The sequence below is a fragment of the Flexivirga sp. YIM B11880 genome, assembly GCF_058148645.1.
Map to the genome: position 1 here is coordinate 571,860 of NZ_JBMAMH010000001.1, position 19,579 is coordinate 591,438.

Sequence of the window (19,579 nt, forward strand, 5' to 3'; positions counted from 1 at the left end):
CGCCATACGAGCGCCGCCCCGGAGAGCACGGGCTCACCGGGGCGGCGCGTCGCCATACCGAACGGGTGACCGCTCAGTTCAGGTTCGACGGTGCCGAGTCGGTCTGGCGCTGCTGAATGCGCTCCAACTCCCGCGCCGCCGCGTCCCGGCCGCCGAGCCCGAACGCGATCGCGGCAGCCGCCGCTCCACCGATCACCAGCGCGCCGAAGGCGAGGTTGATGATCGAGTTGGCCAGCCCCATGTAGCGCAGCCCGACCGCGGCGAACAGCACGATCGTGGCGATCTTGACGATGTCGCCGGTGCGCCCGCCGACCATCGTGGCGAGCAGGCCGGCGATGAAGACGCCGGCGACGATCACCGCGGCACCGAAGACGACCCGGCCGCCCAGGTTGAGGACCGTGTTGAGGATCTCGGTGATCTGCGGGAAGTGCAGCACGTTCGCGGCCGCGACCGCGAAGAAGAGCACGATCGCGACCTGCACGATGCGGGCGGCGATCTTCGGCACGTCCGTGCGCTGTGGGTCGATGCCGAGGTTGCTCAGCGCCGTGCCGGTGTTCATCCCGCGCAGCAGGTTCTCCACCAGGCTGCCCACGAACTTGGCGATCAGCCCGCCGATGACGAGCAGGATCGCGGCGCCGACGATGAACGGGATCGCGTCCAGCAGCAGCTGCAGCATGTGGGTCGCCGGACCGGAGATCGACTTGATGTCCAGCACCTGCAGCGCAGCGATGCCGACGACCAGCAGGATGACCGTAAAGACCAGCTGGCCCACCATCGACGAGATGCTGACCGTGTCAGTCGCGTCGTACCGACTGCCCAGGCTCGGGTTGGTGGTGTCGGCGGCCGGTCGTCCGTCGACCTGCCTGCCTGCCGTCTCCGAGGTGCGCTCCCCGACGCGCTGCATGAATCGGTCCGCGTTGGCGGCGTGCAGCGCGGTCACGACCAGCTCGCGTGCGATCTTCGCCAGCACGAACCCGATGAACAGCACGATGCCGGCGCCCAGGATGTTGGGCAACGCACCCAGGATGCCGTTCAGCATGCCCTGGATCGGCGTGACGACCTGCGTCAGCGCGAACAGGTTGAGCACCGCGATCAGCCCGAACAGCCAGACGATCAGTGCGGCGATGCTGCCCAGCGACTCCGCCAGCGTGCCGTCACCGCCGTCCGTCGTGCGTTGCAGTGCCTTGACCTTGCCGAGTTGGCGGGTCAGCAGCTTCTTGAGCAGCTTGGCGATCAGCGCGGTGATCACCACGATGATGATCGCTGCCACCACTTTGGTGATCATGTCGGACCAATGGAAATCACTGAGGTTCATCACATCTCCTGCCAGGTGATCGGTGGCGACGTCACATCGCCCGTCCGGAGGAGAAGAGTCGTGACCGGTCGTTGTATGACGCGCGTCGCGCGTCAGCGGCCGATCCCGTCCTGCCGTGAGGTGCCGGCCCGGCATACAAAAAGTCCCGAGTCGGACATCGGAGATGTCTCGACCCGGGACCAAACGTGCGCGAGGGGGGATTTGAACCCCCACGCCCTTTCGGACACTGGCACCTGAAGCCAGCGCGTCTGCCGTTCCGCCACTCGCGCGAGTGCCGGACCAGTGTGCCTTGTTCAGCCGCGGAACGCCAAATCCGGCGCAGAGCGGGGCACTCTGACGGTCCGATTCACGGTTGACGGGCGAATTCGAGCGTCAACTGTGAATGCGGCCGTCACGGTGGCGCGCCGCCCGCGATCGGGAGGATCCCAGCGCGTATGCCGGGCCGTCATACGCCACACAGTTACCATGGCGTGCGCGGCGCGACCGCCACGACGCACGACCCGTCACGACCGGAGCAAGGAGGCGACGCGTGGGCATCTTCGACAAACTGGAGCGCAGCATCGAGCGCGGTGTCAACGGCGCCTTCGCGCGGGCCTTCCGCTCCGAGGTGCAGCCGGTGGAGATCGCCAGCGCCATGCGACGTGCGATGGACGACCGTGCGGTGAGCGCCGGCAAGGGCAAGCGGCTGATCGTGCCCAACCTCTTCGTCATCGAGTTGTCGAGCACCGACTACGAGGCGCTGGTCACCGAGCACGAGGACGACCTCGCCGACGATCTGATCGCCACGGCGTCCGAACACGCCGAGAGCCAGCGCTACCAGCCGGGCGGACCGGTCAGCGTCCAGTTCACCGAGGACGAGAACCTCGAGACCGGTGTCTTCCGGCTGCGTCCGTCCACCGCCCGGCAGGTCCAGCCCGGCATGCGGCACATGCCCGAACGTATGCCGCCCGCGCGCACTCCCGACGACCCGCGCGCGCCGGTGGGGCACGAGCCACCACACGGGGCGCGGGACCTCGATACGGGCTCGCCTAGCGGCTCGCCCTACTCGGCCACCGCGATGCCCCAGGCGAGCGCCACACCAGCTCGCAAGCGCGAGGATCACCGGCCGTCACCGGCCGCACCCCGCCGCCTGCGCCAGCGCCCGTGGCTGGACATCGACGGCGACCGCTACCCTCTCCTCGGCGCGATCACGGTGATCGGCCGGGACGACGACGCCGACGTCGTGCTGGACGACCCGGGTGTCTCGCGGCGACACAGCGAGATCCGGATCACCTACGACGGGCCGCACCAGGTGATCACCATCCGCGACCTGGGCTCCACCAACGGCACCTACGTCAACGGCGACCCGATCACCTCCACCCACCTGTCCGACGGCGACCGGCTCACCATCGGGCGCACCCACCTGCTCCTGCGCGAAGGCGGGGCCCGGTGAGCGAACTCACTCTCACGGCGATCCGGCTCGGGTTGCTGGCGCTGCTCTGGGCGTTCATCTTCAGCATCGTCAGCGTGCTGCGCGGCGACCTCTACGGCACGCAGGTGGCGCCCCGTGCGCGGGGCGGGTCGTCGCCGGCCCGACCGGCCAAGCCGATCCGCCGGGGCCCCACCCGGCTGGCAATCATCGAGGGCCCGATGCGCGGCGGCAGTGTGCCGCTGACCGACAACGGCGTGTTGATCGGCCGCAACCCGGAGTGCACGCTGGTGCTGTCCGACGACTTCGCCAGCGGCCGGCACGCCCGGATCTACCGCGACGGCGACGGCTGGCTGATCGACGACCTGGGTTCCACCAACGGCACGTTCGTCGGCGCCGAGCGCATCGGCCAGGGGATGCCGCTCGGGGAGGGCGCGCGGGTGCGCATCGGCCAGACCGTCCTCGAGGCCAGGAAGTAGTCCATGTCGATCTCTCTGCGGTATGCCGCCCGCACCGACCTCGGTCTCGGCAGCAAGACCCGCAACGAGGACTCGGGGTATGCCGGGCCGGACCTGCTGGTCCTGGCCGACGGCATGGGCGGCCACGCCGCCGGGGACATGGCGAGCTCCACCGTGGTCACCGAACTCATCGGCCTGGACGGTGAGTCCTACGGCACCGACGAGGCGCTGCGCCGGCTCGCGACAGCGGTCCACAACGCCAACTCGCGGTTGCGCGCGGAGATGGACGACGACCCCGACCTGGAGGGCATGGGCACCACCCTCATCGCCTTCCTGCGCAGCGGAAACATGTTGGCGCTGGCCAACATCGGCGATTCCCGTGCCTATTTGGTCCGCGACGGCGTCTTCAGCCAGATCACCAAGGACCACAGCTTCGTGCAGACCCTGCTCGACGAGGGGCGCATCACCCCGGAGGAGGCCGAGCACCACCCGCAACGGTCCCTGGTCACGCGGGTGCTGACCGGCCGCGACGACGACGAGCCGGACCTCTCGCTGCGTGAGGCGAAGCCCGGCGACCGGCTGCTGCTGTGCTCCGACGGATTGCCCGACTACGTCGCCCATTCGACGATCGAGGAGATCGTCACCGGCGACGGCACACCCGCCGAGATCGCCGACGCGCTCATCGCGATCGCGCTCAAGGCCGCGACCCGCGACAACGTGACGGTCGTCGTCGCCGACGTCGTGAACGGTGACGACCACACCGCCCACCCCACGACGCCGCAGATCGTCGGCGCCGCGGCCGCCCACGACACCGACGGGTCGGGCGCCGACTCCGCACCGCGCACCCCCGCCGAGAAGGCCGCCGCCCTCAGCCGGGAGGTCAACGCACCCCAGACCGACGACGAGGACGATGACGACGATGACGGCCGTCCGTTGCTCGCGGAGGAGGGGCCGCGCCGCTTCGCCTGGCTGCGCCGCGGGCTGCTCGCGCTGCTGATCGTCGCGGTCCTCGCCGCGATCGCCGTCTTCGGGTATGCCGCAAGCCAGCGGCAGTACTACATCGCCGAACACAACGGCAAAGTGACGATCTACCAGGGCATTTCGCAGAACCTCGGGCCGATCCGCCTGCACTCGGTCAACACCGTCAGCGACATCTGGGTGGCCGATCTGCCCAGCTACGACCGCAGCAAGGTGTCGTCGCGGGGCATGACCGCGAGCAACCGCGAAGCCGCCATCGGCATCGTGGAGAACCTCCGCGCCGACATGGTGACCTGTCAGACGCAGGTCGCGGACGGAAGCAGTTGCTAGCGTGAGGATGCGGACCGCTGCACCGAGGACCCGTCGCAACACCGAGCTGGTGTTGCTGGTGGTCGCCGTCGCGATCGTGCTCGTCGCCTACGCCAACGTCGGGTTCGCCGTGAACAACTCGCTGCCGGTCGACTTCTACACCCTCGGCGGCGGTTTCGCGGTCGTCGCGTTCATCTTCCACCTAGTGCTGCGCTGGAAGGCGGCATACGCCGACCCGGTGCTGCTGCCGATCGTCACGCTGCTCAACGGCCTCGGCCTGGTGATGATCCACCGCATCGACCTGGCGCCGGGGTCGCCGCACGCCGCGCCCAAGCAGCTGATGTGGACCGCGGTCGGAGCCGCCGCCGCGGTCGCGCTGATCTTCTTCGTGCCGGACCACCGGCGACTACGGCGCTACACGTTCATCTTCGGGCTGGCCGGATTCGTGCTGCTCCTCACGCCGCTGCTGCCCGGGATCGGCCGCAACATCAACGGTTCCCGGGTGTGGATCGGCCTCGGCGGCTTCTCCTTCCAGCCCAGTGAGATCGCCAAGATCCTCATCACCATCTTCTTCGCCAGCTACCTGGTGCAGACCCGCGACGCCCTGTCGCTGGTCGGCCGGCGGGTGCTGGGGCTGCCGTTGCCGCGCGCCCGTGACATGGGCCCCATCCTGATCGCCTGGATCGCCTCTCTCGGCGTGCTGGTCTTCGAGTCCGACCTCGGCACCTCGCTGCTCTTCTTCGGGCTGTTCGTCGGCATGCTGTATGTCGCGACCGAGCGCCGCTCCTGGATCATCATCGGCCTCGGCCTGTTCCTGGTCGGCGCCTATACCGCCTACCTGCTCTTCGCGCACTTCCAGGAGCGGGTCTCCTTGTGGCTCGACCCGTTCCAGCCCAACCTGTCCGACCAGATCGCCAAGGGGCTGATGGGTATGGCGGCCGGCGGCCTCTTCGGCACCGGGCTCGGGCAAGGTCACCCGGAGCTGACCTACTTCGCCAACAGCGACTTCATCATCCCGTCGTTCGGCGAAGAGCTCGGCCTGGTCGGTCTGTTCGCGATCCTGGTGCTCTACGGCCTGATCGTCGAACGCGGCCTGCGCACCGGCATCGCCTCCCGGGACGGCTTCGGCAAACTGCTCGCGACCGGACTCGCCTTCTCCATCGCGTTGCAGGTGTTCGTGGTCGTCGGCGGTGTCACCCGGGTGATCCCGCTGACCGGGCTCACCACACCGTTCCTGTCCGCCGGCGGTTCCTCGCTGCTGGCCAACTGGGTGATCATCGCCATCCTGTTGCGCATCAGCGACCAGGCCCGCCGGCCCACCACGGACGCCCGCGCCGAGCGACTGAACGACGACGACACCCAGATTGCGAAGACCCGATGAACGCCCCCATCCGCCGCCTCGGGCTCGTGGTCGCCGGCATGTTCTGTGCCCTGCTCATCTCCACCACGCTGATCCAGTTCGTGCAAGCCCGCGCCCTCGACAATCGCCCGGGCAACCGGCGCACGCTGCTCGCGTCATACAGCAAGGAACGCGGCTCGATCCTGGTCGGCGGTGACGCGGTGGCCGTCTCGAAGAAGACCGACGACCAGTTCAAGTGGCTGCGCAGCTACCCCAAGGGGCCGCTGTATGCCGATGCCACGGGCTACTTCTCCTTCACCTACGGCAGCACCGGGATCGAGCGCAGCTACAACGACTTCCTCAACGGCAGCTCGGACAAGCTGTTCTACCGACGGCTGACCGACATCATCACCGGCCAGTCCGCGCAGGGCGCCAGCGTGCAGTTGACGCTCAACGCCAAGGCACAGCAGGCCGCGGCCAAGGCGCTGGGCAACCAGCGCGGCGCAGTGGTCGCGCTCGATCCGCGGACCGGCGCGATCCTGGCAATGGTGACCAGCCCGACCTACGACCCCAACCTGCTGGCCAGTCATAACCTGGACGAGGTGCAGTCGGCGTTCAGCAAGCTGTCCAAGGACCCCGCGCAGCCGCTGCTCAACCGGGCGATCAACGGCAATCTCTACCCGCCGGGTTCGACCTTCAAGCTGGTCGACACCGCCGCCGCGCTGGAGTCGGGCAAATACACCCCGAGCTCCGTGCTGCCCGGCCCTGCCAAGCTGCGGCTGCCCGGCACCAACAGCTACCTGCCCAACGACTGGCCGGGCAACTGCGGCGCGAACGACAAGGTGACCCTGAAGCGGGCGCTCACCATCAGCTGCAACACCGCCTACGCGTCGCTCGGCATGAGTCTCGGCCAGGACGCGCTGCACAGTATGGCGACGAAGTTCGGCTTCGGGCAGCCCCTGTCGATCCCCATGTCGGTGACGCCGAGCGTCTTCCCGAGCAACGTCAACGAGCCGCAGCTGGCACAGTCGGCCATCGGTCAGTTCGACGTGCGCGCCACACCGTTGCAGATGGCAATGGTCAGCGCGGCGATCGCGAACGGCGGCAACGAGCTGACGCCATACCTGGTCCAATCGGTGCGCGACAAGAACCTCGACGTCATCGAGACGACCGACCCCAAGACCTTCTCCACGCCGATCTCGAAGGGCACGGCCGACGCCCTCACGAGCATGATGGAGTCCGTGGTGAGCCAGGGCACCGGAACCAACGCGGCCATCCCAGGCATCAAGGTGGCGGGCAAGACGGGCACCGCAGAGCACGGTCAAGGAAGGAACGCCGACGTGTGGTTCACCGGGTTCGCACCCGCGGACAACCCGAAGGTGGCGGTGGCCGTCCTGGTCGAGAACGGCGGCACGGTCGGACAAGAGGCGAGCGGCGGTCTGGTGGCAGCACCGATCGCCAAGCAGGTGATGGAAGCCGTGATCGGACGATGACTGAATCACGCGACTCGGGCAGGGACCCGATGACCGACACGCACGACGCGAGGAAATCGATATGAGTCAACCCGGGGACCTCATGGGAGGGCGCTACCGGCTGACGGACCGCATCGCGGCAGGCGGCATGGGCGAGGTCTGGCAGGCGCGCGACGAGATCCTCGGCCGCACCGTCGCGATCAAACTGCTCAAGGAGGGGCTGACCGACGAGGAGGGCTTCACCGCGCGGTTCCGCAACGAGGCGCGCCTGTCCGCGGCCCTTGCCCACGGCAACATCGCCCAGGTCTACGACTACGGCGAGGAAGGCAACCTCGCCTATCTGGTGATGGAATACGTCCCGGGCAAACCGCTGTCGAAGATCCTGCACGAACGCGGCCCGATCTCTGCCGCGGACACCGCCAACCTGATGGGGCAGGCGGCCGCCGCGCTGCACGCCGCACACCGGGCCGGGCTGATCCACCGCGACGTGAAGCCGGCCAACATGCTGGTCACCTCCGACGGGGTGGTGAAGCTGACCGATTTCGGCATCGCTCGGGCGGTCGGCTCGGCCGCGATGACGCGCACCGGTGAGGTGATGGGTACGGCGCAGTACCTCGCGCCGGAGGCCGCGATGGGCCGGGAGACGACGGCGCTCACCGACGTCTACTCGCTCGCTGTGGTGACCTACGAAATGCTCGGTGGGAGAAGGCCGTTCAACTCCGACAGTGCGGTCGCCCTCGCGCTCGCGCACGTCAACGAGGAGCCGCCGCCGCTGCCGACCGAGGTCCCCGCGCCGATGCGTGCGGTCGTCCACGCCGGGCTGCGTAAGGATCCGGCCGAGCGCCCGGACTCCGCGCAGGAGTTCGGCCGCGCGCTGCGTCAGGCGGTCACCGACAGCGAACAGATGGGCCTGAACGTCTGGGCCACCGCTCCGCGCCCTGCCCCGGCGGCAGCCGGCGGTCCGTCCGGGCCGAACTCCTGGCCGTCCGGCCCGCAGTCGGCAGCGCAGTCCGGTCCGCAAGCCGGGCAACCGTCCGGAGGTCAGCAGGCGGTGTCACGCGCGCAGCGGCGGCAGTCCGGGCCGCAGCCCGCCGCCACGTCCGGTGCTCAGCCGGTCCCGGCGAAGGCCGGCGCGCGGGGCAAGCTCTGGCTGATCATCGGTGCCGTGGCAGCCGTCGCGGTCGTCGCGATCGTCGTGGGCGTCATACTCGGCAGCGGCGGGGGAAGTCCCAGGGTGCCCACCGCACCGGACACCGGCCCGTTCAACAACAACCTCACCACCTACTCCCCGGAGGGCTCATCGTGACCGATGGCCTGCCACGCATCCTCGGCGGCCGCTACGAGGTCGGTGAACTCATCGGCCGTGGCGGTATGGCGGAGGTGCACCTCGGACACGACAACCGGCTGGGCCGCACCGTCGCCATCAAGATGTTGCGCGCCGACCTCGCCCGGGACAGCACCTTCCTGACCCGCTTCCGCCGGGAGGCGCACGCCGCCGCGGGCCTGTCGCACCACGCCATCGTCGCGGTCTACGACTCCGGCGAGGACACCTTCACCGAGACCGGCGGCGCGAGCGTCGACATCCCCTACATCGTCATGGAGTATGTCGACGGCCAGACGCTCCGCGAGATCCTGAACGAGGAGGGCAAGCTCTCTCCCGACGAGGCGGCCCGCGTCACGATGGGCATCCTGTCGGCGCTGGAGTATTCGCACGACAAGGGCATCGTGCACCGCGACATCAAGCCGGCCAACGTGATGCTGACCAAGGGCGGCAGCGTCAAGGTGATGGACTTCGGCATCGCGCGTGCGCTCGCCGACACCGGCGCCACGATGACGTCCGCGCAGGCCGTCGTCGGCACCGCCCGCTATCTGTCGCCGGAGCAGGCGCAGGGTGAGACGGTCGACGCGCGCTCCGACCTCTACTCCGCCGGCTGCGTCCTCTACGAACTGCTGACCGGCCGCACGCCGTTCGTCGGCGAACCGGTCTCGCTCGTCTACCAGCACATCACCGACCCGCCCAAGCCGCCGTCGGTCTACGAGCCGTCGGTGCCCCAGCCCATGGACGCGGTCACCCTGCGGTCGCTCGCCAAGGCGCGCGACGACCGCTACCAGACGGCCGGCGACTTCCGGTCCGACCTGCAGGCGGCCCGGACCGGCGCCCCGCTGAGCGTCGGCGCGACGGCGGTCCTCAGCGCGGCCGCGGTCGGCGGCGGCGCCCTCCTGGACCGTGAGCCGCAGGCGCCGGTGCCGCCGCCGCGCCGAGACCACACCCGCGAGATCCACGAGAGCGAGCCGCAGCGCAAACTGACCGGGCTGTGGGTCGCCGCCGGCGTTGTCGCGTTGCTCGCCATCCTCGGCATCGGCTACCTGGTGATGAACGGCCGCGACAGCGGCACGCCGAACGAAGTGATCCCCAACGTGGTCAACCAGTCGCAAGCAAGTGCCGAGCGGATCTTGCGCGAGCACGGCTTCGACCACGTCCAGGCCCACACGGTCAGCAGCAACGACGTCGCCAAGGGGTATGTCGTGGGGACCGACCCCAAGAACGGCACCTCGGTCGACCCCGCCAATCTCGTCCTGCTCAACGTGAGCGGCGGGCCGAGCCTCGCGTCGGTGCCGGATGTGTCCGGTATGATGGTCGACCAGGCCACCCAGGCACTCCGCAAGGCGGGCTTCAGCAAGGTCACGGCCGCGTCCCATGAGGTCTCGGACACCGACTACGACAAGGGCCGGGTCGCGTCGACCCAGCCGTCCATCGGGTCGTTGGCCGATCCCAGCCAGACCGTGACGCTGCACGTCAGCAACGGCAAGGTGCACGTGCCGGACGGACTCCTCGGCCAGGAAGCCGGCGACGCGCAGTTCGCGCTGCGCCAGGCACACCTGAAGTGGAAGACTCAGCAGGTGCCGGTGGCCGACGCCGGTCAGGGCGGCAAGGTGCAGAAGGTCTCACCCGCCCAAGGAACGCTGGTCGACAAGGACTCGACCGTCACCCTGACCATCGGCGTCTACTCGCCCACGGTCAGCGCGACGGTCACCGTCACCCAGCCGCCGAGTTCCACCAGTTCACCGAGCTCGCCGAGCAGTTCGCCCAGCAGTTCGCCGACCTCACCGAGCAGCTCGCCGTCGTCGACGACGCCGACCAAGACCCCCGGCGCCGGCGGGGGGTGACCGGGGGCGGTATGCCGGGCCGCTACCGCGCCGCGGTGTGCACCAGCGGAGCCAGCCCGGCGGACCGCTCCACTGCACCGGCGAGCCCGCACAGCTCCAGCCAGTTGGCGAGCATCCGGTGCCCGCCCTGGGTGAGTACGGACTCGGGGTGGAACTGCACCCCGTGCAGTGGCAGCGTGCGGTGCTGCACGCCCATGACGACTCCGCTGTCGGTCCGGGCCGTGACGACCAGCTCGTCCGGCACGGTCGCGGATTCGATCGCGAGCGAGTGGTAGCGCGTGGCCGTGAACGGCGTGGGCACGCCCTCGAGCACACCGGTGCCGTCGTGGACGATGCGCGACGTCTTGCCGTGCAGCAGCTCCGGCGCCCGCCCGACCGTGGCGCCATACACGACGCCGAGCGCCTGATGCCCCAGGCACACGCCGAACATCGGCTGCGATCGCTCGGCGCACGCCGCGATCATCGCGGTGGAGACGCCCGCCTCCTCCGGGGTGCCGGGCCCGGGCGAGACCAGCACGCCGTCATACGCGGCACCCTCCGCGGGGGTGACCGCGTCGTTGCGCACGACCGTCGTCTCCGCGCCGAGCTGCTGTAGGTAGCCGACGATCGTGAAGACGAAACTGTCGTAGTTGTCGATCACCAATATCGAGGTCACTTCTGCCCTACTTCCCGACTTTCGCGTATTTCAGGTCGAGCGCCCCCTGGTATGCCGGGAACGTCTCCTTGCCGGTGGTCTGCACGTCGTAGCCCAGACCGGCGAGCGGCACGTAGGCCTGGTAGTTCTGCACGTCCGGGTTGTCGTCGAGTGCCTTCTTCAGCTGTGCCGGATCACCCATCGCCTTGATGACGAACGGCGGCGAGTAGACCCGGCCCTGGAGCAGCAGCGTGTTGCCGACACAGCGCACGGCGGAGGTGGAGATCACCCGCTGGTCCATCAGCATCATGGCAGTTGCCCCACCGGCCCACAGCGCGTTGACCACCGCCTGGACGTCCTGCTGGTGCACGACCAGCCAGTCGAGGTTGGCGCCCGCCGGCAGGGTCGACGGATCCCGGCTCGAGTCGTTGAGCGAGACCGTGACGACCGGACCGGTGACCGCGTTCAGGCCGGCCGTTCCGGCGTAGCCGTCGGCGGTCCGGACCGTCGTGCGCAGCTTCGACGAGCCGGGGGCGTCCCGCTGACCGAGTCTGGCCACCTGGGTCTGCAGCGCCGCGACCGTCGCCGCCTGCCCGGCCACCTTCCGGTTGCCGTCCTGCACCACCTGCACCAGATCGCGGGTGCCCGGCCGCAGATCCGAGCCCTGGGAAGTGGCGGCGCTGACCCCGAAGAGCAGCCCCGCGGCGACACCGATCACCGGCACGGCATACGCCCATCGATTGCGTGGTCGCCACATCTCGCACACCGCCATTCAGGTCGCCGGGCACCGGCGTCACACCGCCGATGACTAGTCTTGTGCGCGATTCTTTCATTCCGCCGTAAGAGAGCGATCCTGCTGTTATGACGAAGCCCGACAAGCGAGCCGACGAGGCCGACACCGACGAGGCCGAGCTGATCGCCGAGCAGGAGTCGCGCGCCGCGACGAGCGACAAGGGCGCGGTGGCCGCCGAGGCGATCGACGACCTGGCGGCCAAGAAGGCCGCCAACCTGGCCGCCCAGCGCGAGGCCGAGAAGGAAGCCGCCCGCGAGGCCAAGAAGGCGGCCCGTCGCGCGGCGGACGCCGAGCGCGAGGAGAAGCGCGCCGCCAAGGCCATCGACGCCCCGAGCCCCGGCTGGTGGGTGCCGACGTTGTGCACCTTCATGGTGGTCGGGCTGTTCTGGCTGGTGGTCTACTACCTGTCCGCCGAGAAGTACCCGATCCCCGGCATCGGGCTGGCCAACATGGCGATCGGTTTCGTGCTCATCCTCGTCGGCTTCGGTATGACGACCCGCTGGCGCTAGTCAGCCGGTCCCGACGCCGGACCGGCCTGGCGTTACCCACAGGTTTTTCCACAGGTGGTGGAAAACTACACCGTTGTGATTCACCGCTCGGAACACTGGGACCCGGGGCGGTGTGACCTGCCACGACGCCGCTGAGCTGCGATGTGCGGCGCCATACCGACCGCTATTCGTCAACCGTCACGCAGATTTTCGGGCCCACATGCCGGCTCGGCGCGATTACACGGCGGCATACCTCGTCTCCGAAGCCAGCTGGTGTGCCGTTGTCCACAGGGTTGTCCACACGCAGTGGAAAACGACATGGGTGTAACTTCGATCGGGTGAACGACCCGGTGCGTGAGGTCTGGACGATCGGCCACTGGACCAGTCCGCCCGCCGACTTCCTCGCGCAATTGCGGCGGCACCGCATCGATGTCGTGGCGGACGTGCGCGCCCATCCCGGCTCGCGGCGCAACCCGCAATACGGCGGCGACGCCATGGCACGGTGGCTGCCGGACGCCGGCCTCGACTACCTCCAGCTCCCTGCGCTGGGCGGCCGCCGTCCGCGGCAGGACGTCGACCCGTCACTCAACGCCGGCTGGCAGAACGCCAGCTTCAGAAACTATGCCGACTACGGCCTGACCCGCGACTACGAGCGCGGCATCGAGCAGCTCACCGAGCTGGCCGGCACCCGGCGGGTGGCGATCATGTGCGGCGAGCCGATGCCGTGGCGCTGCCATCGGCTGCTGATCGCCAACACGCTGGTGGCCCGCGGCTGGACGGTGTGGGACATCCTGCCGGGCGGTGAGGCGCGCCGGCACGACCTCGGCCAGTGGGGTGCCGAACCGGTCGCCGACGAGCGCGGCCGGCTCACCTATCCGCCGCCCGCCTCAGAGGTATGACGTCACGCGACGAGCAGGTGCACCGACTCGAAGCGCACGGCCGCGAGCACGACGAGCAACGCGCTGATCGCGGCGAGCGCCGGCCACTGCCAGCGGGCGCGCTCGCGACCGAGCAACGCGATCGCGCCGGCGCACAGACCGCCGGTGACCGCACCGCCGAGATGTGCCTGCCAGGCGATGTCCGGCAGCACGAAGCCGATGACGGCGTTGATGACGATCAGCCCGATCATCGGGCCGCTCTGCAGGCCGAGGTGACGGTTGAGCACGACCACCGCGAGGAACAGCCCGAAGACCGCCCCGGACGCGCCGACCGTCGGGGTGAACCAGCCGGTGTTGACGTCGTTCACCGAGTGCGGAGTGGACGCCAGCAGCTCGTAGCCGACGGATCCGCCCACCGCGGAGATCAGGTAGAGCGCGAGGAAGCGGGCACGGCCGAGCATCGGCTCCAGATACTGCCCCACGATCCAGAGGGCATACATGTTGAACAGCAGGTGCAACGGGGTGTCCGGCGAGTGCACGAAGGCGGCGGTCAGGAAACGCCACGGGTCCGCGCCGGAGAGGACCGGCGCGTAGAGCATGTCGGCGGTGACGGTCGGGTCGACCTTCTGGCCGATCCACACCACGACGCAGATCGCGACGAGCCCGATCGTCACCACCGGCCGCCCTTGCACCGCCCGGCCGCCGAACGCGGTGACCAGGCCCCGGGACTGTCTCCGCTGCGCCCTCACACAATCGACGCACTGCACCCCTACCGCGGCCGGACGCTGACATTCCGCACAGGTCGGCCGGCCGCAGCGCTGGCAGGACACCAACGCCACCCGGTCCGGGTGGCGTGGGCAGCGGGGCAGGTCCCCCATGCTGTTCGTCACTTCTCGATGGTGACCTTCTCGATCACCACGGGCTCGACCGGGCGGTCCTGCGCACCGGTCCGGACCGCTGCGATCTTGTCGACCACGTCGCGGCCGGCCTGGTCCGCGACCTCGCCGAAGATCGTGTGCTTGCCCTGCAGCCAGGTCGTCGGCGCGACGGTGATGAAGAACTGCGAACCGTTGGTGCCGTGGCCCCCGCGCTTGCCGGCGTTCGCCATCGCGAGGATGTATGGCGCGGAGAAGTTGCGGTCCGGGGAGATCTCGTCGTCGAACTCGTAGCCGGGACCACCGATGCCGATGCCCTTGGGGCAGCCGCCCTGGATCATGAAGCCAGGGATGATCCGGTGGAACGTCAGACCGTCGTAGAACGGCGTCGGGTTGGTGCGACCGGCGTCGTCGCGGTATTCCTTCGTGCCCTCCGCCAGGCCGACGAAGTTCTCGACCGTCTTGGGCGCGTCGTTCGGGAAGAGGTTGACTTTGATGTCGCCGTGATTGGTGTGCAGCGTTGCGATCATGCGCCCAGTCTTGCATCCCCGCGACGTCATACCGTCCGGGCACCGGCCCCGGCATTGCCGCTGTGCGGACGGGCTTGGCAGGATGACATGGAACTCACATGTCTAGGAGGGCTCCCGTGCTCAGCAAGACCTCGCGCAAGGACGTGGCGAAGGACAAGGTTTCCGAGGCGGTGGCGGCAGCAGGCGACGCGGCCGAAGCCGGTCGGGAGAGGATCGCCCCGGTCGTCGAGACCGCCGCCGCCACGCTGGCCGACGCCGCCGACGCAGTCGAACCGCAGCTCACCAAGGCGAAGAAGTCGGCCCGCAAGGCCGCCCGGAAGACCTCGGCGGCGCTCGCCGACGTGGCCAGCGCCGCCGAACCGGAAGTCAGCACCGCGACGAAGTCGGCGCGCAAGGCTGCCGAGAAGGCCGCGAAGGAGGCGGCGAAGAAGGCCAAGGTCGCGAGCGACCAGCTGTATGCCGCCCTGCCCGAGCAGGCGCGGACCACGGTCGAGCTCGCCGTCCCCGCGATGGCGACGAAGCGGCGCACGAAGGGCAAGCTGTTCATCGCGTTCGGCCTGCTCGCCGGCGCCGGAGCGGTGGCGCTGTTCCTCAACGGCAAGAAGAAGTCGGCCGGCTCGACCTCGGGCGAGTTCCCGAAGATCGAGCGTCGCGACGCGCTGGCCGCCGAGGCGGTCGACGACGGGCCGGCACCGGTCAGCACCACCGACGACGCGGTGGGCACGACGGAGGAGCAGGTCGACGCCGCGGTGTCGGGGACCCGCCGCGGCCGCCACGCCGCCCGGGAGTGACGCGCGCCGAGCAGCCTGAGGGGTCGCCGGCGCTCGAGGAGATCTTCGAGCGGCCGGCGGTAGGGCCGTTGACCGGCGTTGTGGTCGCCGATCTCAGCCGCGTGCTCGCCGGTCCCTACTGCACGATGTTGCTGGCTGATCTCGGCGCCCTCGTCATCAAGGTCGAGAGCCCGGGCGGTGACGACACCCGTCGGTGGGCGCCGCCGCGCTGTGGTGCGGACAGCACCTACTACTTGTCGGTCAACCGCAACAAGCACTCGATCGCGCTCGACTTCACGGTCCCGGACGACCTCGCGGTCGCGCGGCGCATCATCGATCGCGCCGACGTGGTGATCCAGAACTTCAAGCCCGGCGGACTGCGGAAGTTCGGCCTCGATCAGGCCAGCCTGCGATCGACACGACCCGACCTGGTCTACGCGTCCATCTCCGGGTTCGGCACCGAAGGCGGCGCGCACCTGCCCGGCTACGACCTGCTGGTGCAGGCACTCTCCGGTCTGATGGACCTCACCGGCCTTCCCGACGGCGAGCCGACCCGGGTCGGGGTCGCCGTCTTCGACGTCATCACCGGACTGCACGCCGCGGTCGGCATCCTGGCTGCGCTGCGGGTCCGCGACGAGACCGGCCGCGGCGACCACGTCGAGGTCAACCTGCTGTCGTCGGCGCTGTCCGGGCTGGTGAACCAAACGGCCGCGTATGTCGCCGGCGGCGTGGTGCCCTCCCGGATGGGCAACGAACACCCGAGTCTCTATCCCTACGAGCCGTTCTCGGCCGCCGACAAGGAGATCGTGATCGCGGTCGGCAACGACACGCAGTTCTCTGCGCTGTGCCGCTGCCTGGACGTGCCGGAGCTGGCGGGCGACCCCCGCTTCTCGTCCAACGAGGCTCGCAACGCCCACCGTGCCGAGCTGCGGCCGCTGCTCACCGAGCGATTGGGCACTCGCCCGGCGGGCGAGTGGTTCGAGCTCTTGCAGGCGGCGAACGTGCCGGCCGCCCCCATCCTGACCGTGGCGGAGGGCACCCGTTTCGCCGAGCAGCTCGGACTGAAGCCCGTCGTCGAGACGGGTCGTGGAGACCGGCGCATCCCGACCATCGGCAACCCGATCCACTTCGCCGAGAGTGCGATGGACTACTCCAAGGCGCCGCCGTCGTTGGGCGCGGACCGGGATCGGGTGCTCCGCTGGCTGGGCACACCCGACAACACCTGAGCCGTCGAGCGTCCGCGCGTGCCGCGGCGGGCTCAGGCGGCGGTGTAGGCGTCGGCGCGCCAGCCGGGCATGGCGCCTTCAATGAGGTGCCAGACGACGCCGCGGTTGGTGACGGTGGCGTAGTAGCCCTTGCGGTGGACTATCTGGTGGTGGCGGCAGCAGACCAGCGCGGAGTTGAGTAATGAGGTGACTCCGCCGGCCCACCACGGCGTGAGGTGGTGGACTTCGCAGTATCCGGGTGGCCGGTCACACCCCGGGAAGGTGCATCCGCGGTCTCGATGGACGACGGCGGCGCGCATGCCCTTGGTGACCAGGCGTTTCTCGCGGCCCACGTCCAACGGTTGGGACGGTGTCCCGAGAACGATCGGGATGAGCTTCGCATCGCATGCGAACCGGCGCGCTGCAGCGGGGTCGAGGGTGTCGCCGCTGATGGTGGTCGCCCCGTTGATGCGGTCGATCAGGTCGTTCAGGCCCATGGTGAGCAGCACGGTGGCGCCGGCACCGACACCGGTGCCGTCCCCAGAGGCGGTCTTCGCCCCGGCAGAGACGAGGTCCAGTAGGGCGTCGGCGCGTCGTTTGCCCGGGGTCCGCTCATCGCGCAGCTTCTCAGCGGTGCGGTCCTCGTCGACTTCCTCGTCGGATGCGTGTTGTTCCCTGGCCGGCTGCGGCGCGGAGAGGCTGCTAATGGCTTGTTTGACTATGGCGGCGCTTGCGGGTGAGAGGTCGGCAACCAAGCGAATTAGGCCGGTCGGCAGGGTCCGCCACGTGAGGGTTTCGACCCCTTCGAGCTTCGCGTCCTCTGCCGAGAGTTTGTCGGCGTCGTAGCGGGCGATGATCCGCCGGGTCAACTCATTGACGCCGCGGAACCCCAGGGAGGGATCCAATTGGAGGAACCAGGACTGGATCTCCTCCCGGGTCGCGGTCGGGACTACTTCAGCGACGCGCGCGGTCTGCTGCACCGCGGCGCGAGCTGTGGCCAGCGTGCAGCAGCCCTCTCGCACCGCCGCGGTCGCGACCTGGTTGCGCCTGTCCCGGCACGACTGGGCGACGTTGGCGATCAGAGACGCATCACGGGGTTCGACCGGCACACCCGCGCTGGCAGCGCAACTTTGCACCCACCCGGTCGGGTTGGCCGCGGTCGAGGCGCTGATCACCCCTCGGCTGTCCGCATCCGCGACCACCAACGCACCCACCTGGCCGGCCCGTGCATGCAACCGCAGCAGCACACCCATCAACTCGGTGATCTGCTCCTGCCCCAGCTGCCCTAGCACGTCCGGCGTTTCGTCCAACAGCTCGGCCGCCTGGCTGAGTGCGGTCAACACCTGCGGTCCACGACCCGGGGCCGGCCGCTCATCCACCGCGACAATGTCCCACCGATCCGTATCCGGTCGAATCGGCTTGGGTTGTTCCGGAAATCGCAAGGGAGAATCGATCGACATGATCGCGAACTCCCTCCCCTTGAAGTGTTTTCGTTGCTCACCAGACTATCAGCGAACCGCTGTCGTGTACATCATTTTAGCGAACTGATTTTCGATTTGATTGACAAGAAATCGCCAGCGGGGATCAACGACCGACGACGCCGATACGCGTTCGACGAGGTCTCCTCTGCATGTCCAGCGGTCAGTCCGCCTGCCCGGTGCTCCGGGGGCGTGGTAATGCCAGCGCGGCAGCAGCGCAGCCGCCCGTTCAGTGCGAGTCGAGCTGGGGCGCGCTGAAGCCTTCGGACCGGCCGAGCAGCACGGCCCTGGTCACCGCGCCGCTGCCGAACTTGTCCCGCACCGCATCGAGCGCTCCGTCGAGCCGGCTCGGTGCGTCGGTCGCGAACGGCAGCTCGAGCTGCTCGTCGGCTGCCTCGTCGAGTCCGGTGATGCTGATGCCGAGCAACGTCACGCCGCGGTCGGCGATCAGCGGCATCGCTTCCTGGAGCAGCGTCCGGCCGGCGGCCAGCCAGGCATCGGTGCCCGCCGTCGCCCGGCGTACCGTGCGAGACCTGGTCACGCGGGTCATGTCCTCGAAGCGCAGGCGCAGCACGAACGTGCGGCCGATGCGCTCTCCGGACCGCATCCGCCGAGTGACCCGGTCGACCAGGCTGACGAGCGTCGCGTCGAGTTCCTCGGCGGTATGACGGCCCCGGCCGATCGCCCGCTGCGCGCCGATCGACCGGCGACGACGCCCGGTCTCCACCCGACGAGGGTCGTGTCCGTGCGACAGGGCGTGCAACTGCCGGGCACTTCCCGGCCCGACGATGGCGGCAAGCGTCGGCTCGTCCAGCCGGGCCAGCGCCCCGACGGTGGCGATGCCGCGGTCATGCAACCGGCTCGAGGTGACCTTGCCGACGCCCCACAGCGCCTCGATCGGCAGCGGATGGAGGAAGTCCAGCTCGGCGCCGACCGGCACGCTGAGCAGTCCGTCCGGCTTGCTCGCGGCGCTCGCCACCTTGGCGAGGAACTTACTGCTCGCGATGCCGACCGAGATGGGCAGGCCCACCTCCGCCTTGACCCGACGCCGGAGCAGCGCACCGATCCGGCTGGGCGAACCGCTGAGCCGGGCGAGGCCGCCGACATCGAGGAACGCCTCGTCGATCGAGATGCCTTCGACAACGGGCGTGATGTCCCGGAAGACGGCGAAGACCGCTCGCGACGCCTCGACATACGCGGTGAAGGTCGGCGGCACCTCGACCAAGTCAGGGCAGAGCCGGCGCGCGATCCGGCCGGACGTGGCGGTGCGCACGCCGCACGCCTTGGCCTCGTAGCTGGCGGCGAGCACGATGCCGCCGCCGACCACCACGGGCCGGCCGCGCAGTGACGGGTCGTCACGCTGCGCGACACTGGCATAGAACGAGTCGAGGTCGGCGTGCAGGAAACTTCCCTCTGCCACGAACTCATGTTCGCACCCAGCTCGGACACCATGCCATCGCCGGAATGCCGCTAGCCTGGCC

Annotated in this window: 18 protein-coding genes and 1 tRNA gene; 11 read left to right on the plus strand and 8 right to left on the minus strand. The window is 69.3% G+C overall.

Annotation, left to right across the window (positions count from 1 at the left end; genetic code table 11):
* Positions 1–73: 73 nt before the first annotated feature.
* Together ACN8HC_RS02735 and ACN8HC_RS02740 are read right to left on the minus strand one after the other, a co-directional pair.
* Positions 74–1,315: a mechanosensitive ion channel gene (locus ACN8HC_RS02735; RefSeq protein ID WP_490073332.1), complete on the minus strand. Its 1,242-nt coding sequence runs from the start codon at positions 1,313–1,315 to the stop codon at positions 74–76.
* Positions 1,316–1,501: 186 nt separating this feature from the next.
* Positions 1,502–1,584 (minus strand) — tRNA-Leu (locus ACN8HC_RS02740).
* Positions 1,585–1,844: 260 nt separating this feature from the next.
* On the opposite strand from ACN8HC_RS02740, the gene ACN8HC_RS02745 reads away from it, so the two are divergent.
* The 7 genes from ACN8HC_RS02745 (at position 1,845) to pknB (ending at position 10,447) form a co-directional block, all read left to right on the plus strand.
* Complete coding sequence (locus ACN8HC_RS02745) at positions 1,845–2,747, plus strand: FHA domain-containing protein (RefSeq protein ID WP_490073333.1); 903 nt, start codon at positions 1,845–1,847, stop codon at positions 2,745–2,747.
* Positions 2,744–3,202 (plus strand): FHA domain-containing protein FhaB/FipA, encoded by a 459-nt coding sequence (locus tag ACN8HC_RS02750; RefSeq protein WP_490073334.1) that lies wholly within the window; start codon positions 2,744–2,746, stop codon positions 3,200–3,202. The genes ACN8HC_RS02745 and ACN8HC_RS02750 overlap by 4 nt, the downstream gene beginning before the upstream one ends.
* A 3-nt stretch (positions 3,203–3,205) precedes the next feature.
* Complete coding sequence (locus tag ACN8HC_RS02755) at positions 3,206–4,489, plus strand: PP2C family protein-serine/threonine phosphatase (RefSeq protein WP_490073335.1); 1,284 nt, start codon at positions 3,206–3,208, stop codon at positions 4,487–4,489.
* A 7-nt stretch (positions 4,490–4,496) separates the two neighbouring features.
* On the plus strand, positions 4,497–5,849 hold the full coding sequence (locus ACN8HC_RS02760) for an FtsW/RodA/SpoVE family cell cycle protein (RefSeq protein WP_490073683.1): 1,353 nt from the start codon (positions 4,497–4,499) through the stop codon (positions 5,847–5,849).
* Positions 5,846–7,300, plus strand: coding sequence for a peptidoglycan D,D-transpeptidase FtsI family protein (locus tag ACN8HC_RS02765; RefSeq protein ID WP_490073336.1), 1,455 nt, complete (start codon positions 5,846–5,848; stop codon positions 7,298–7,300). Before ACN8HC_RS02760 ends, ACN8HC_RS02765 begins: the two co-directional genes overlap by 4 nt.
* Before the next feature lie 61 nt (positions 7,301–7,361).
* On the plus strand, positions 7,362–8,585 hold the full coding sequence (locus ACN8HC_RS02770) for a protein kinase domain-containing protein (RefSeq protein ID WP_490073337.1): 1,224 nt from the start codon (positions 7,362–7,364) through the stop codon (positions 8,583–8,585).
* Positions 8,582–10,447 carry a Stk1 family PASTA domain-containing Ser/Thr kinase gene (gene pknB, locus ACN8HC_RS02775; protein WP_490073338.1) on the plus strand — a complete coding sequence of 622 codons (1,866 nt, stop codon included), beginning with the start codon at positions 8,582–8,584 and terminating at the stop codon, positions 10,445–10,447. The genes ACN8HC_RS02770 and pknB overlap by 4 nt, the downstream gene beginning before the upstream one ends.
* A gap of 22 nt (positions 10,448–10,469) precedes the next feature.
* Here pknB and ACN8HC_RS02780 read toward each other — a convergent pair whose 3' ends face one another.
* Both ACN8HC_RS02780 and ACN8HC_RS02785 read right to left on the minus strand, forming a co-directional pair.
* Positions 10,470–11,102 (minus strand): aminodeoxychorismate/anthranilate synthase component II, encoded by a 633-nt coding sequence (locus ACN8HC_RS02780; protein ID WP_490073339.1) that lies wholly within the window; start codon positions 11,100–11,102, stop codon positions 10,470–10,472.
* A 7-nt stretch (positions 11,103–11,109) separates the two neighbouring features.
* A complete protein-coding gene (locus tag ACN8HC_RS02785) occupies positions 11,110–11,838 on the minus strand; it encodes a DUF881 domain-containing protein (protein ID WP_490073340.1) in 729 nt (242 codons plus the stop codon).
* Between the two features lie 104 nt (positions 11,839–11,942).
* On the opposite strand from ACN8HC_RS02785, the gene ACN8HC_RS02790 reads away from it, so the two are divergent.
* Both ACN8HC_RS02790 and ACN8HC_RS02795 read left to right on the plus strand, forming a co-directional pair.
* Positions 11,943–12,383 carry a cell division protein CrgA gene (locus tag ACN8HC_RS02790; RefSeq protein ID WP_490073341.1) on the plus strand — a complete coding sequence of 147 codons (441 nt, stop codon included), beginning with the start codon at positions 11,943–11,945 and terminating at the stop codon, positions 12,381–12,383.
* 317 nt (positions 12,384–12,700) lie between these two features.
* A complete protein-coding gene (locus ACN8HC_RS02795) occupies positions 12,701–13,261 on the plus strand; it encodes a DUF488 domain-containing protein (protein WP_490073342.1) in 561 nt (186 codons plus the stop codon).
* Between the two features lie 2 nt (positions 13,262–13,263).
* Here ACN8HC_RS02795 and ACN8HC_RS02800 read toward each other — a convergent pair whose 3' ends face one another.
* Together ACN8HC_RS02800 and ACN8HC_RS02805 are read right to left on the minus strand one after the other, a co-directional pair.
* On the minus strand, positions 13,264–14,130 hold the full coding sequence (locus ACN8HC_RS02800) for a rhomboid family intramembrane serine protease (RefSeq protein WP_490073343.1): 867 nt from the start codon (positions 14,128–14,130) through the stop codon (positions 13,264–13,266).
* Positions 14,127–14,645: a peptidylprolyl isomerase gene (locus ACN8HC_RS02805; RefSeq protein ID WP_490073344.1), complete on the minus strand. Its 519-nt coding sequence runs from the start codon at positions 14,643–14,645 to the stop codon at positions 14,127–14,129. Before ACN8HC_RS02805 ends, ACN8HC_RS02800 begins: the two co-directional genes overlap by 4 nt.
* 116 nt (positions 14,646–14,761) lie before the next feature.
* Between ACN8HC_RS02805 and ACN8HC_RS02810 the strand changes: the two genes are divergently transcribed.
* Together ACN8HC_RS02810 and ACN8HC_RS02815 are read left to right on the plus strand one after the other, a co-directional pair.
* Positions 14,762–15,436 (plus strand): hypothetical protein, encoded by a 675-nt coding sequence (locus tag ACN8HC_RS02810; protein WP_490073345.1) that lies wholly within the window; start codon positions 14,762–14,764, stop codon positions 15,434–15,436.
* A complete protein-coding gene (locus ACN8HC_RS02815; RefSeq protein ID WP_490073346.1) occupies positions 15,433–16,641 on the plus strand; it encodes a CaiB/BaiF CoA transferase family protein in 1,209 nt (402 codons plus the stop codon). Before ACN8HC_RS02810 ends, ACN8HC_RS02815 begins: the two co-directional genes overlap by 4 nt.
* A gap of 32 nt (positions 16,642–16,673) precedes the next feature.
* Here ACN8HC_RS02815 and ACN8HC_RS02820 read toward each other — a convergent pair whose 3' ends face one another.
* Positions 16,674–17,999, minus strand: a complete 1,326-nt coding sequence (locus ACN8HC_RS02820) for an HNH endonuclease signature motif containing protein (RefSeq protein ID WP_490073347.1) — start codon at positions 17,997–17,999, stop codon at positions 16,674–16,676.
* Between the two features lie 328 nt (positions 18,000–18,327).
* A complete protein-coding gene (gene dinB / locus ACN8HC_RS02825) occupies positions 18,328–19,518 on the minus strand; it encodes a DNA polymerase IV (protein WP_490073348.1) in 1,191 nt (396 codons plus the stop codon).
* Between the last annotated feature and the right edge of the window lie 61 nt (positions 19,519–19,579).